We start from the raw sequence: 14,995 nt of genomic DNA on the forward strand, positions 1-14,995 counted from the left end.
AAACAAAAAAATCCGACACTTTTGTCGGATTTTTTTTGTTTTCTTTATTGTGAGTTATTCCTTTGAAGCAATATATCTTTCCGCATCTAAAGCCGCCATACAGCCTGTTCCAGCAGCAGTAATTGCCTGACGATATACATGATCTGCCGCATCACCCGCTACAAACACACCTGGAACATTTGTTTTTGAACTTCCTGGAACATTTACGATATAACCAGTTTCGTCTAACGTAATATAGTCTGCAAAAATATCCGTGTTTGGTTTGTGACCAATTGCTACAAAAAATCCTGTAGCTGGAATTTCAACAACTTCTCCTGTAGCTCTATTTTTAGCTTTAACTCCAGTAACAACTTGTCCGTCTCCTAAAACCTCTTCTGTTTCAGTATGCATTAAAATATCAATGTTTTCTGTTTTTTGAACACGTTCAGCCATAATTTTAGAAGCTCTAAATTTATCACTACGCACTAACATTGTTACTTTTTTACATAATTTAGATAAGTAATGTGCTTCTTCACAAGCGCTATCTCCTGCTCCAACGATTACTACTTCTTGATTTCTGTAGAAAAACCCATCACAAACCGCACAAGCCGAAACGCCACCACCTAATTTTAAATAATGTTGTTCAGATTCTAATCCTAAATATTTAGCCGAAGCTCCAGTAGAAATAATTACCGTTTCTGCATGGATTTCAATTGTATCATTAATCCAAACTTTATGAATAGCTCCAGAGAAATCTACTTTTGTAGCCCAACCATCGCGAATATCAGAACCAAAACGTTTTGCTTGCTCTTGTAACTGCACCATCATTTCTGGTCCGGTTACACCTTCAGGATAGCCTGGAAAGTTTTCCACCTCATTGGTTGTTGTCAACTGACCACCTGGTTGTTGTCCTTGATATAAAACAGGATTCATATTTGCTCTAGCCGCATAAATAGCCGCAGTATAACCTGCTGGACCAGAACCTATAATTAAACATTTTACTTTTTCAATTGTATCTGACATAACTTTATTCTTTTAAGAGTAGCAAATGTAAGTTTTTAATTAAAATTATTTCTTAAAAATAAATTAGTTTTAACTATCTAAGTATAGTTTTTTAAAATAAAAAAACCTTCCTGAACAATCAAGAAGGTTTTTTGTCGGGGTGGCAGGATTCGAACCTGCGGCCTCCTGCTCCCAAAGCAGGCGCGATAACCGGGCTACGCTACACCCCGTAAATGAGGTTGCAAATATATAACTAAATTCTATTCTAACAAATAAATTAAATATTTTTTTTGAAATTAAATAAACACATCAAACAACCTATATTTTTTTAGCACTTATTCCCAAAACTTTCTCATCAAAACAAAAAACACATAGAATATTATTTCTATTTTTGCTAAAACAAAACTATTCAACATTTTATGCTAATTATTGGAATTGCCGGTGGCACCGGAAGTGGAAAAACTACAGTTGTACATCAAATTATGAATGAGTTACCTTCTTCTGAAGTAGGTATCATTTCACAAGATTCATACTACAAAGAAACACATCATTTGAGTTATGAGGAACGTACAAAAATCAATTTTGATCATCCAAGAGCGATTGATTTTGAATTGTTAGTAGCACATCTTAAAGAGTTAAAAGCTGGAAAAACAATAGAACAACCGGTTTACTCTTTTGTAACACACGACAGAACAGATGATAAAATCATCACACACCCAAGAAAAGTAATGATTGTTGAAGGTATCTTAATTCTCACAAATCCAGAATTAAGAGATATGTTTGATATTAAAGTATATGTGCATGCTGATTCTGACGAACGATTAATTCGTCGTTTAAAACGTGATATTGCAGAGCGTGGCCGTGACATGGAAGAAGTTTTGAATCGTTATCAAACCACTTTAAAGCCAATGCACGAACAATTTATCGAACCTACAAAAGCGTTTGCTGACATTATCATTCCTAACGATAAATACAATACGGTAGCTATCGATGTAGTTCGTGCTGTAATCAACCAAAGATTAGTATAATGAAAAAATTAAAGAATTTAATTACCAATTATCCGTTCCTAAAAATTTTAGCGAACCGCTATGTTTTGGTGTTAATTTTCTTTACCATTTGGATTTTGTTTTTAGACAATTACTCCTATTTAGAACACCGTGTTTTAGATAAAGAAATTGAAGAAATTGAAGACAATATCAACTACTACAAAACTGAAATCAAAAAAGATAGTGCCAGCATCAAACACTTAAAAAACAATGATAGAGTCGAAAAATATGCTCGCGAAAAATATTACATGAAACGCGAAAATGAAGACATCTACATCATTGAATTTGAAGACGACAAAAAAGCCGAAAAAGAAGCTGAAGCCGAAAAAAACAAATAGTAACAATTAAATACATAATTCGTGGCTAACAACAATTTATTTTCCGATTTTGAAGCCGTTTCTTCCAAACAATGGAAGCAACAAATTCAATACGAACTAAAAGGTGCTGATTACAACGAAACCTTAGTTTGGGAAAGTCCAGAAGGGATTAAAGTAAAACCGTTTTATCACAATGATGAAACTGAGGTGAATTTGAATGCCATCACTCCTTCTAAACCTTTTGCAATTGTTCAAAATATTTTTGTTCACGATGTAAAAAAATCGAATGCTCGTGCTTTAGAAACATTACAAAGAGGAGCAGAAAGTGTTCGATTTACTTTAGAAAATGACACCATTTCTATTGAAGAATTAATGCAAAATCTTCCGTTAGAAAATGTAAATTATTATTTCAATTTGCCATTTTTATCAATCGATTTCGCAACTAAAATCAACGATTTTGCTTCAAAAAATAAAGCCAACACCTTTATTCAAAATGACCCAATCGGGCAATTAGTAAAAGACGGAAATTGGTTTGAAAATCTTGAAAAGGATTTTGAAAAACTAAATACAATTGCTTCAAAAACAACTGTTCCATTTTTAACTATTTCAAGCGGAATTTATCAAAATGCAGGAGCAAATATCGTACAACAATTAGCTTACACTTTAGCGCAAGCAAACGAATATTTCAATAGAATTCCAGCTATCAACCAACCGATTACAATTGAAGTTGCCGTTGGAACGAATTATTTTTTCGAAATCGCAAAACTAAGAGCTTTACGCCTTTTATTCAATACATTAGCAGCAGAATACAATCATAATTTCGATTGTCATATCGTAGCAACTCCAACAAAACGCAACAAAACCTTATACGATTACAACGTAAACATGTTGCGTACGACTACTGAGTGTATGAGTGCAATTCTTGGTGGAGCGGATGCAGTTGCGAATTTAGCTTACGATGCCATTTATCACAAAGACAACGAGTTTGGCGATAGAATTTCGAGAAACCAATTGTTAGTTTTAAAACACGAAAGTTATTTTGATAAAGTGAATAACGCTTCTGATGGAGCTTATTACATTGAAACGTTAACAGAGCAATTAGCTGAAAAAGCGTTGGAATTATTCAAAGACATCGAGAAAAATGGCGGATTGATTTCGCAATTAATTGATGGAACTATCCAAAGAAAAATCAACGAAAGCGCGCAAAAAGAACAAGAACTTTTCGATTCAGGTAAAGAAGTTTTATTGGGAACCAACAAGTATCCAAACAAAAACGACCAAATGAAAAACGATTTGGAATTGTATCCTTTCGTAAAACAAAACGCCAGAAAAACGTTAATCACACCGATTATCGAAAAACGTTTGGCTGAAAAATTAGAACAAGAACGATTATCTCAAGAGCAATAATCATGAGAAAAGATATACAACATTTAAAGTTAGAAGTTAAAAGTCAGAAATCAGAAGTTTCTGAAAAACAACACTTCACAACTGCCGAAGGCATCGAAGTAAAACCAACTTATACTAAAGAAGATATTTCCAATTTAGAGCATCTTGGTTTTGGAGCTGGTTTTGCACCCAATTTACGCGGACCTTACGCAACTATGTACGTTCGCAGACCTTGGACGATTCGTCAATATGCGGGATTTTCTACAGCAGAAGAAAGTAATGCTTTTTACAGAAGAAATTTAGCTGCAGGACAAAAAGGTCTTTCGGTTGCCTTCGATTTAGCGACTCACAGAGGTTACGATTCTGACCACGAACGAGTGGTTGGTGACGTTGGAAAAGCTGGAGTAGCGATTGACTCGGTGGAAGACATGAAAGTACTTTTCGACCAAATTCCGTTAGGAGAAATGTCGGTTTCGATGACGATGAATGGTGCGGTTTTACCAATTATGGCTTTCTATATCGTAGCTGCGGAAGAACAAGGCGTTACTCCTAACCTATTGTCGGGAACGATTCAGAATGATATTTTGAAGGAATTCATGGTGCGAAATACTTACATTTATCCACCAACGCCTTCGATGAAAATTATTGCGGATATTTTTGAATATACGAGTAAAAATATGCCAAAATTCAACTCGATTTCGATTTCGGGTTACCACATGCAAGAAGCGGGAGCTACTGCTGATATTGAATTGGCGTACACTTTAGCAGACGGTTTGGAATACATTCGCACTGGTTTAGCAGCTGGAATGGATATTGACACCTTCGCTCCTCGCCTTTCGTTTTTCTGGGCGATTGGAATGAATCATTTTATGGAAATTGCTAAAATGCGTGCCGGTCGTATGCTTTGGGCAAAACTATTAAAACAATTCAACCCAAAAGACGAAAAATCATTAGTTTTAAGAACGCATTGCCAAACTTCGGGTTGGAGTTTAACAGAGCAAGATCCTTTTAATAACGTTGCCCGAACTGCGATTGAAGCAGCAGCTGCAGCCTTTGGAGGAACCCAATCGTTACACACCAATGCTTTGGACGAAGCGATTGCTTTACCAACCGATTTCTCTGCTCGAATTGCGCGTAATACCCAAATCTTTTTACAAGAAGAAACCAAAATTTGCAAAACAGTTGACCCTTGGGCAGGAAGTTATTATGTAGAAAGTTTAACAGCTGAAATTGCTGAAAAAGCTTGGGCATTAATTGAAGAAGTAGAAGCGCTTGGTGGAATGACGAAAGCCATTGAAGCTGGAATTCCAAAACTACGAATTGAAGAAGCTGCAGCTCGCAAACAAGCTCGTATCGACAGCAGTCAAGATATTATTGTTGGGGTGAATAAATACCGTTTGGAAAAAGAAGATCCGTTACATATTTTAGATGTGGATAACCAAATGGTGCGCAAACAACAAATTGAACGTTTAGAACAAATTAAAGCCACTCGAGATAACGCTAAAGTTGCCGAATGTTTAGCAAAATTAACTGAAAGCGCGAAAAATGGTGGTGAAAATTTACTATCTTTAGCAGTAGAAGCAGCACGAAACAGAGCTACATTAGGCGAAATTAGTGATGCTTTAGAAGTAGTTTTCGGAAGATATAAAGCACAAATTAGAAGTTTTAGCGGCGTGTATAGTAAAGAAATTAAAAACGACGAAAGTTTTGAAAAAGCAAAACAATTAGCCGACGCTTTCGCGAAGAAAGAAGGTCGTCGTCCTCGTATTATGATTGCGAAAATGGGACAAGACGGTCACGATCGTGGCGCCAAAGTAGTAGCAACAGGTTATGCCGACGTAGGTTTTGACGTAGACATTGGTCCGTTATTCCAAACGCCACAAGAAGCTGCGAAACAAGCGGTAGAAAACGACGTACACATTTTAGGTGTTTCTTCATTAGCAGCAGGACACAAAACTTTAGTACCACAAGTAATTGAAGAACTAAAAAAATACGGAAGAGAAGACATTATGGTAATTGTTGGTGGAGTTATCCCAGCACAAGACTATCAATTCTTATTCGATGCCGGAGCTGTAGCGGTTTTTGGTCCTGGAACTAAAATTAGCGATGCCGCGATTACGATTTTGGAAGTTTTATTGGAGGAGTAAAAAAAGAACATATGGCAAAAGCGTTTTTATCACATAGCAGTTTTCAAAAAGAATTAGTAACAAAAGTTTCACAAGATTTAGGAAGTAAATCAATAATTGATTCAAAATCTTTCGAAGAAGGCATGAAAAATCTTGAAGAGATTTTAATCGCATTAGATTCTACAGATTTATTTGTCTTATTCATTAGTGACGAATCTCTTAACTCAAAATGGGTTAAAGAAGAAATATTAATTGCTAAAGAAAAACTCGATGAAAAATTTATCAAAAGAATTTTTCCAATAATAATTGATAAAAACATTACTCACAATGATAGTCGAATCCCGGAATGGATGGCAGATGAATACAATCTAAAACCTATTTTACGTGAAGGGAAAATTGTAAAAGTAATCAACAGGAGACTTAGAGAAATTATTTGGGAAAAACATCCCAAAATAAAACTCCGCGACCAACTTTTTGTTGGTAGAAATGACCAGTTAAACAAATTTGAGGAAAGAATAGATGATATAAATAAAGAAAATCCTATTGCTATCTTCACAACTGGCTTTAGTAAAATTGGTAAAAGAAGTTTTATGAAAAAAGCTCTTTTAAAGGCAAATATTATCTTCAAAGAATCATATGACTTTCCAATCATTTCTTTAACATCAAGAGAAAGTATTGAAGACTTTATTATTAAAATCTATGATCTTGGCTTTTCTGAAAAAAGAGAATTTCCAAACTTTTTAGAAATCGGGCTAGAGAAAAAGATTGAAATTGCTCTAGAACTTATTGCTGATTGCCAAATTTCTAAAGAAATAATTCTAATTGAAGATAATGGTTGTTTGATTACTCCTGAAGGTCTATTGGTTAATTGGTTCACAAATATTCTAAAAAGTGTAAATTCAAAGGGACTTCAACATGAAGTAACACTATGCATTTCTTCAAACTATAGATTAAGACAGCACACAATAATTAATTTTGACGAAGTATTTGCTTTAGAATTGCAAGAATTAAATAATAAGGAAAAAAGTGGTCTTTTAAAAAGATGTGCGCAAATTTTTGAAATAGATATTGATACTGAGCAGTTGAAAACATTGTCTGATAATCTAATTGGATTTCCAGAACAAATCTTTTACTGTATCAATTTCATAGAAAGCACTTCTGTAAAAGAGGCAATTGAACAAATAGAAATCATTCAAGATTATAACAAAGAAAACTTCAGACGAATTGTTGACGAAATTGAAAAAGATAGTCTTACAAAAAACGTGTTATCGATTTTAACTGAATTTGATTTCATCAGTTATGAATTGCTTTCTGAAATAACCGAGCAAGCTTCAGATTCAATTTTAGAAGACTTATTAAGAGAATTAAACAATAGAGCTGTAATTGAATATATTGGAGCCGATAAAGATTATCTTAGACTAAATGAAGGTATAAAAAACTTCTTAATGAGAGCTAATTACTCAATAGACCAAAGTATAAAAGATAAATTAAAAAAACACATAGAAAAATTCACCAAAGAAGATAATATGGTCGAAAGTGATGTTTCTGACTTCTTTTACTCACTAAAAGGTGCTTTATTGAATGATTATAAATTTCAAAACAAACTACTTCTACCTTCTCACTATCTAAAAACAATGATTTTTTTATACGAAAAGGATAAAGATTATAAAAAAGTAGTGATATTGGCTGATAGAGTTCTTGAAAAAGAAGCTAAAATTGATTTAAGTCTTTTAAGAGAAATCAAAAACTGGTTATGTTTAGCTCTTGCTAGATTAAAAGATGATAGATTTAAGACAGAAGTTCAATTCTTCTATGAAACTCCTGAATACCATTTCTTATTCGGATTTTATTATAGAATGATATCCAAACCTGAATTCGCACTTGAACAATACAATATTGCCATTAAAAAAAGACCTAATTTTTCAAGAGCACAAAGGGAATTAGTACAAGTTTTATTGAATCTTGAGTTATTTGATCAAGCATTTGACCAAGCTAAATTTAATTATGAGAATTTCAAAGACAATCCATATCATATCCAAGCATATTTTGATTGTCTTGTAAGAAGATCCCCAAAAGAAAATGAAGCTAAACTACTGTTCTTAATTGATGAACTAAGAAAAATCAATACCCCGAAAGCAAAAGAAATGGCGCAAATGGCTGAAGCAGATTATTATCTTTTTGTCAGAGAAAATAGTGCTAAAGCATTAGAGGTTATTAATGAAACGATTAGAGAATTTGGAATCAAAAATTTTAGTTTGAGAAGAAAATTCAATATTTTAGAAAAGTCAAATAACATTCAAGAGATGGAAAATGTTGTAACAGAATATGAAAGAAAATACGCCTCTCAAAACACAAATGAATTGAACATTTTAAATGTAATGAAAATAAAACTTTCAGCTCACAAAGGGCAGAAAGAAGAATCAATACGAATACTAAACACTAAATTATCTTATATTCCACAAGAATATAGAGACCATTTACTAGAAGTTATACAGAAGATTTAACAAAAAACCAGCTCAACAGCTGGTTTTTAATTTATTAAATCCATCGCCTTCACACCTTCCAAAAAATCAATACTTTTCACTTCTTCAAAAAAGTCGATTTCGGTTTCGTGAGGTAAAAAATCGGAGATGATACGCACGATAAAATCTTGTGGTTTTTTCAAAAATTTAAAAGTGTAATCTTCCATATTGACAACCATTTTTTCGGCTAAATCGGTTGTTCTTACAAACTTATCGGAAGTTAAAGAAGACAAACAAGGTAAATTTAGCTTTGGTTTTTCGGTAATGATAGGTTTTCCGTTTTCAAACAAACCGCCTTCGTAACCGTATAGCGAGGCATTGGTAATTTCGATAGGTTTTCCTAAATGCAAATAATCGGGTAAATGGGCTTCTTTTCCTACTACCGCAGCAAAACCCATTAACACACAAATATCGTGTGGTGGCAGTTGCATCATCGCCTTAGCCGTACTTTCACGACCAATTCCAGAAACGATTACTTCGTACGTATGATTCAAATTCGGAATTCGAGCTAAAGCGTTTAGGACTTTTTCTCGCTCAATTTCCTTCGGTGTTAATATGATTATCTTCAAAATCTCAGAATTAAATCACAAAATAAAGTAATTTGAAGAAATTAGAGCGTGTATATTTTTTATATTTTTGTTTCATGTCAAAACTACCTAGCATCACCAACAGTATTTTTTCCGTAATGTCGCAATTAGCGAATCAACACGGCGCTATTAATTTATCGCAAGGATTTCCCAATTTCCCAGAAGACGAACGTTTGTTGCAAATATCGGAACGTATTATTCGAGATAATATTCACCAATATACGCCAATGGCGGGTTTGCGTTCGTTATTGGAAAAAATTGCGAATCAAACCTTAAAACAATACGATAGAAAAGTCAATACAGCAAACGAAATGTTGATTACCGCTGGCGCTACACAAGGCGTTTTTACAGCGATTAATACGTTTGTTAATCAAGGTGATGAAGTATTGATTTTAGATCCAAGTTATGACAGTTATGAACCTTCGGTTTTAGTTGCCAGTGGAAAACCTGTTCGTGTTTCATTAAACGATGATTACACACCCAATTTCAACCAAATTGAAAGCGCAATTTCGACTAAAACGAAAATGATTGTCATCAACAATCCGCACAATCCTACGGGAAGAATTTGGACCGAACAAGATTTTGAAGCTTTAGAAACCATTTTAGAAAAACATCCTCAAATCCTAGTTTTGGGAGACGAAGTTTATGAATATATTACGTTTTCGCAACCGCATATTTCGTTTAATACACGTCCAAAATTAGTCGAAAGAACGATTATAGCTTCTTCTTTTGGAAAATCGTTACATGTAACGGGTTGGAAAGTTGGGTATTTAATTGCTCCTGAACATCTTATGTACGAAATGAAGAAAGTGCATCAGTTTTTGGTGTTTAGTGTGAATAGTTTTTCGCAACATGCTATTTCAGAATACTTGGATGTGGTTGATTTTAGTGAAGTTTCCAAAATGTACCAACGCAAACGCGATTTGTTTCAAAACCTAATTAAAGACAGTCGTTTTGAATTGATACCTTGTGATGGAACGTATTTTCAAGTGGTGAATTACAATCAAATTTCGAATAAAAACGATGTAGATTTTGCTAAAGAATTGATTGTAAATCATGGCGTGGCTTCTATTCCGATTTCGGTTTTTTATAACGATAATACGGATAGACACATGCTACGTTTTTGTTTCGCGAAAACCGATGAATCTTTGATGGCGGCGGCTGAAAAACTAAATCAAATTTAAATCCTACAAATTGGTTTTATTTTGAAGTTTTAAGTCATTTTAAAACAAAAAAACAAGCTAACATTCAGCCAAATAACACTTTAACCCATTGTTAACAAAATTGCCTTGAAAAAACCATAAATAATTGTATTTTTACGGCTTAAAATTTTCAATAATCAAATGGGTAAAATCATTGCAATTGCCAATCAAAAAGGTGGTGTAGGAAAAACAACTACATCTGTTAACTTAGCAGCTTCTCTTGGTGTTTTAGAAAAAAAAGTACTTTTAATCGATGCTGACCCACAAGCTAACGCAAGTTCGGGCTTAGGAATCGATGTAGAAAGTGTGGAAATTGGTTCGTACCAAGTTTTAGAACATAGTGCTACTCCAGAAGAAGCAACGGTTTCTTGTTCGGCACCAAACGTTTCGGTGATTCCAGCTCATATTGACTTGGTGGCTATCGAAATTGAATTAGTAGACAAAGAAAATCGCGAGTACATGCTTAAAAAAGCATTGGAAAGTGTGAAAGATAAATATGATTACATCATTATTGACTGTGCTCCATCATTAGGATTATTGACATTAAATGCTTTAACAGCGGCAGATAGTGTTGTAATTCCTATTCAATGTGAATATTTTGCGTTAGAAGGTTTAGGTAAATTACTAAATACAATCAAAAGTGTTCAAAAAATCCACAATCCAAGTTTAGATATTGAAGGATTATTGTTAACTATGTACGATTCTCGTTTACGTTTATCAAATCAAGTGGTGGAAGAAGTTCAAAAACACTTTAACGATATGGTATTTGAAACGGTAATTCAAAGAAACATCAAATTGAGTGAAGCACCAAGTTTTGGCGAAAGTATTATTAATTATGACGCTACAAGTAAAGGAGCTACTAATTATTTGAACTTAGCAGAAGAAATTATTAAGAAAAATCAATAATATAGAAGATGACAAAAGCGGTAAAAAAACAAGCCTTAGGTAGAGGTTTATCAGCTTTATTAAAGGATCCAGACAACGATATCAAATCAGTTGAGGATAAAAATGCTGATAAAGTAGTAGGAAATATTATTGAATTAGATATCGAATCGATTGAAATTAATCCATTTCAACCGAGAACAAATTTTAACGAAGAAACCTTACAAGAATTAGCCAAATCTATCAAAGAATTAGGTGTAATTCAACCAATTACTGTTCGAAAATTAGAATTTAATAAATTCCAATTGATTTCAGGAGAACGTCGTTTGCGTGCTTCAAAATTAATCGGATTAAAAACGATTCCAGCTTATATTCGCTTGGCTAATGATAATGAATCATTGGTTATGGCATTGGTGGAAAACATCCAACGTCATGATTTAGACCCGATTGAGGTGGCTATTTCGTACCAACGTTTAATCGAAGAAATCAATTTAACGCAAGAAGAATTGAGTGAGCGCGTAGGTAAAAAACGTTCTACGATTACCAATTATTTACGTTTGTTGAAATTAGACCCAATCATTCAAACTGGAATGCGCGATGGTTTTATTTCAATGGGACATGGAAGAGCGTTGATTAACATTGACAATCAAGATGTTCAGAGCGATATTTATCACAAAGTGGTAACACAAAATCTTTCGGTAAGAGAAACCGAAGCTTTGGTTAAAAATTACCAAGATAGTTTAAAACCAAAAACAGCTAAACCTGCAAAAGGCAACTCTTTTGACATCAAAGAAGATGAGAAAAAAGCATTTGCAAATTATTTCGGAACAAAAGTTGACGTTAAAGTTGCGGGTAATGGAAAAGGGAAAATCACGATTCCGTTTCATTCGGAAGAAGATTTTAATCGTATTTTGAAACTAATCAATTCTTAGTGAGAGTCTTTCGCTACATAGTAATACTAACCTGTCTTTTTTTGAGTTTACAAGGAAATGCACAGGAAGAAATGTCATTGCGCCCTGCTGATACTGTAAAAACAGTTATCAATCCGAATGCACCTGCAAAAGCAGCTTTTTATTCGGCATTGGTTCCTGGATTAGGACAAGCGTATAACAAAAAATATTGGAAAATACCTATTGTTTATATTGGATTAGGGGTTGGTATTTATTCTTATACTTGGAATCAAAAAAAATATCACGGCTTTAGAGATGAGTATAAAAAACGTTTAGACGGAACTTCTCTAGGTGAAGCCGACCCAACTTATGGAGATTTTACAAATGATAAATTAATAAGAGGTCAAAAATTTCACCAACGAAATAGAGATTTATCGGCATTAATTACTGCAGGAATATATATATTAAATATTGTTGATGCCAATGTTGATGCGCACTTAATGCAATTCAACGTAAATGATAATTTATCTGTTAAACCTGATTTGAATCAAAACGAATTGGATTACAAATACAATTATGGTTTAACACTTACCTATAATTTTTAACAAAAAATTGGGTAACAATTTCTTAAAAACCCAACTAATTCATCATGAAAATAGCACTTTTAGGTTACGGAAAAATGGGAAAAGTTATTGAACGAATAGCTTTAGAACGCGGTCATGAAATTGTATTAAGAAAAGACCACGATTCTTCATTTAACGGATTAGAAAATGCAGATGTTGCCATTGATTTTAGTGTACCAGATAGTGCCGTTGCTAATATTTCAGAATGTTTAAATAATGACATTCCTGTAATTTCTGGAACTACTGGTTGGTTGGCAAATTATCCGAAAATGGTTGAATTGTGCGAAGAAAAAAAAGGAAGTTTTATTTATGGTTCCAACTTTAGTTTGGGTGTAAATGTATTTTTTGAATTGAATGAATATCTGGCTAAAATGATGGCAAATTTGAAACAATATAAGGTTTCAATGGAAGAAATTCACCACACACAAAAATTAGATGCACCAAGCGGTACAGCAATTACACTAGCAGAAGGTGTTATCAAACATACTGATTATGCAAATTGGACATTAGAAACTCCAATTAGTAATGAAATTCACATTGAAGCAAAACGTATTGAAAATATTCCTGGAACGCACAGCATTTTTTATGATAGTGAAGTTGACCAAATAGAAATCAAACACACCGCGCACAGCAGAGAAGGATTTGCATTAGGAGCCGTAATTGCTGCTGAATGGTTGATTGGCAAAAAAGGAGTTTTTACAATGAAGGATGTACTATTTAATGGCTCTAAGCTATAAGCTATAGGCTATAGGCTATAGGCTTTAGGCAATAAGAAATAATAATAAATAAACAAAGCTTACAGCATATGGCTTAAAGCTTATCGCAAAAATAAAAATTATGGAAATATCAGGTTGGTTACTTTTTATCTTATTCGTTCAATTAATTCATGGAATTGGAACTTGGAAATTATATATAAAAGCAGGTAGAAAAGCATGGGAAGCATTTATTCCGGTATATAACGGAATTGTGTTGATGCAAATGATTAATCGTCCAAAATATTGGATATTATTGCTGTTTATTCCGGTTATCAATTTGTTTTTGTTTCCAATTATTTGGATTGAAACACTAAGAACTTTTGGCAAAAAATCAACTAGCGACATGCTTTTAGGTGTGTTTACATTAGGTTTTTATATTGCCTACGTAAATTACATGCAAGAAGTAACGTATCATGAAAAGCGAGATTTAAAAGCACCAAACAAAACAATGGATACATTAGGTTCATTGTCTTTTGCTATTATTGTGGCTACTTTAGTACATACTTACTTCATTCAACCTTTTACGATACCAACTTCATCTTTAGAAAAATCATTATTGGTGGGAGACTTTTTATTTGTTAGTAAATTTCATTATGGTGCTAGAACTCCTATGACACCAATTGCTGCACCAATGGTTCACGACACTTTACCATTTGTAAAAGTAAAATCGTATGCTGCTAAACCACAATTGCCTTATTTTAGATTTCCTGCCTTACAAAAAATAGAACGCAATGATATTGTAGTTTTCAACTGGCCAGCTGATACTTTATATCACATGTACAAAGCAGCAGACAAAAGATATGACAAGCCAATTGACAAAAAAACCAATTATGTAAAACGTTGTACCGCAATACCTGGTGATAAAATTGAAATAAAAGATGGTATAATTTTCATTAACGGAAAAGAATCTATACTTCCTGAAAGAGCTAAACCTCAGTATTCATACAAAGTAGCTTGGGACGGAAAGACACAAGTAAATTTAGATTATTTAGCAAAAGAATTACACATTACCGATGGCTTTGGTCAAATAGCTAATGACACTTTAATTTTTAGCGCTTTACCAAATGAATCAGTAGAGCGAATTAAAAATGTTCCTGGAATTACAAAAGTAGAGCGTATTATCCATAAAGAGACTGATAAAACAATTTTCCCTGGTACAAAAGCTTGGAATGTAGATAATTTAGGTCCAATATATATTCCTGAAGCGGGAAAAACAGTTGAACTTAATAAAGAAACCTTACCTTTTTATAAAAAAATAATTAGCGAATATGAAGGTAAAGACTTAAAAGTGACTGGTGATGAAATCAGAATTGATGGTAAAGTAGCTACTTCATATACTTTTGAGCAAGATTATTATTGGATGATGGGAGACAACCGTCATAACTCTTTAGATTCACGCTATTGGGGATTTGTACCTGCTGATCACATTGTTGGAAAACCTATCTTTATTTGGATGAGTATTGATGGTATTAATGATGGTATTAAAAACTGGAGCATACGTTGGGACAGATTATTCACAACGGTTAGCGGAACTGGACAACCACAATCTTATTTTAAATATTTCTTATTCGCTTTAGCAGGATATTTTGCTTTTGATTATTTTAGAAATAAAAAGAAGAAGAAGAAAGAAGACGCTTAATCTAACCCATTTTTGTCATTTCGACGAAGGAGAAATCAC

13 protein-coding genes and 1 tRNA gene are annotated in these 14,995 nt (G+C 33.5%); 11 read left to right on the forward strand and 3 right to left on the reverse strand.

The features are described 5' to 3' along the window. Positions 1-54: 54 nt before the first annotated feature. Both trxB and G4L40_RS04485 read right to left on the reverse strand, forming a co-directional pair. Entirely contained in the window at positions 55-1,002 is a 948-nt protein-coding gene (gene trxB / locus G4L40_RS04480; RefSeq protein ID WP_166235949.1) for a thioredoxin-disulfide reductase, read from the reverse strand. Positions 1,003-1,136: 134 nt separating this feature from the next. After that, positions 1,137-1,211 (reverse strand) — tRNA-Pro (locus G4L40_RS04485). Positions 1,212-1,400: 189 nt separating this feature from the next. Between G4L40_RS04485 and udk the strand changes: the two genes are divergently transcribed. The 5 genes from udk to G4L40_RS04510 are packed head-to-tail and all read left to right on the forward strand — an operon-like array spanning position 1,401 to position 8,360. Beyond that, on the forward strand, positions 1,401-2,009 hold the full coding sequence (gene udk / locus G4L40_RS04490; RefSeq protein WP_166235950.1) for a uridine kinase: 609 nt from the start codon (positions 1,401-1,403) through the stop codon (positions 2,007-2,009). After that, entirely contained in the window at positions 2,009-2,365 is a 357-nt protein-coding gene (locus G4L40_RS04495; RefSeq protein WP_166235951.1) for an FtsB family cell division protein, read from the forward strand. The genes udk and G4L40_RS04495 overlap by 1 nt, the downstream gene beginning before the upstream one ends. Before the next feature lie 21 nt (positions 2,366-2,386). Further along, positions 2,387-3,751 (forward strand): methylmalonyl-CoA mutase subunit beta, encoded by a 1,365-nt coding sequence (locus tag G4L40_RS04500; protein ID WP_166235952.1) that lies wholly within the window; start codon positions 2,387-2,389, stop codon positions 3,749-3,751. Then, positions 3,751-5,877, forward strand: a complete 2,127-nt coding sequence (gene scpA / locus G4L40_RS04505; RefSeq protein WP_166236023.1) for a methylmalonyl-CoA mutase — start codon at positions 3,751-3,753, stop codon at positions 5,875-5,877. The genes G4L40_RS04500 and scpA overlap by 1 nt, the downstream gene beginning before the upstream one ends. Before the next feature lie 11 nt (positions 5,878-5,888). Next, on the forward strand, positions 5,889-8,360 hold the full coding sequence (locus tag G4L40_RS04510) for a toll/interleukin-1 receptor domain-containing protein (protein ID WP_166235953.1): 2,472 nt from the start codon (positions 5,889-5,891) through the stop codon (positions 8,358-8,360). A 26-nt stretch (positions 8,361-8,386) separates the two neighbouring features. On the opposite strand, the gene G4L40_RS04515 is transcribed toward G4L40_RS04510, so the two are convergent. Beyond that, a complete protein-coding gene (locus tag G4L40_RS04515; protein WP_207785323.1) occupies positions 8,387-8,947 on the reverse strand; it encodes a hypothetical protein in 561 nt (186 codons plus the stop codon). Positions 8,948-9,021: 74 nt separating this feature from the next. On the opposite strand from G4L40_RS04515, the gene G4L40_RS04520 reads away from it, so the two are divergent. From G4L40_RS04520 to lepB, 6 genes are all read left to right on the forward strand, one after another. After that, positions 9,022-10,149: a methionine aminotransferase gene (locus G4L40_RS04520; RefSeq protein WP_166235954.1), complete on the forward strand. Its 1,128-nt coding sequence runs from the start codon at positions 9,022-9,024 to the stop codon at positions 10,147-10,149. A 159-nt stretch (positions 10,150-10,308) separates the two neighbouring features. Continuing rightward, positions 10,309-11,073, forward strand: a complete 765-nt coding sequence (locus tag G4L40_RS04525) for a ParA family protein (RefSeq protein ID WP_166235955.1) — start codon at positions 10,309-10,311, stop codon at positions 11,071-11,073. A gap of 8 nt (positions 11,074-11,081) precedes the next feature. After that, the gene (locus tag G4L40_RS04530) at positions 11,082-11,981 is read left to right on the forward strand and encodes a ParB/RepB/Spo0J family partition protein (protein WP_166235956.1); all 900 of its coding nucleotides are present in this window, start codon (positions 11,082-11,084) and stop codon (positions 11,979-11,981) included. A gap of 41 nt (positions 11,982-12,022) precedes the next feature. Next, positions 12,023-12,544, forward strand: a complete 522-nt coding sequence (locus tag G4L40_RS04535) for a DUF5683 domain-containing protein (protein ID WP_207785324.1) — start codon at positions 12,023-12,025, stop codon at positions 12,542-12,544. Positions 12,545-12,588: 44 nt separating this feature from the next. After that, positions 12,589-13,299, forward strand: a complete 711-nt coding sequence (gene dapB / locus G4L40_RS04540; protein ID WP_166235958.1) for a 4-hydroxy-tetrahydrodipicolinate reductase — start codon at positions 12,589-12,591, stop codon at positions 13,297-13,299. A 100-nt stretch (positions 13,300-13,399) separates the two neighbouring features. After that, on the forward strand, positions 13,400-14,956 hold the full coding sequence (gene lepB / locus G4L40_RS04545) for a signal peptidase I (RefSeq protein ID WP_166235959.1): 1,557 nt from the start codon (positions 13,400-13,402) through the stop codon (positions 14,954-14,956). Positions 14,957-14,995: the final 39 nt, after the last annotated feature.

The organism is Flavobacterium celericrescens (genome assembly GCF_011392075.1).
GTDB classification, from domain to species: domain Bacteria; phylum Bacteroidota; class Bacteroidia; order Flavobacteriales; family Flavobacteriaceae; genus Flavobacterium; species Flavobacterium celericrescens.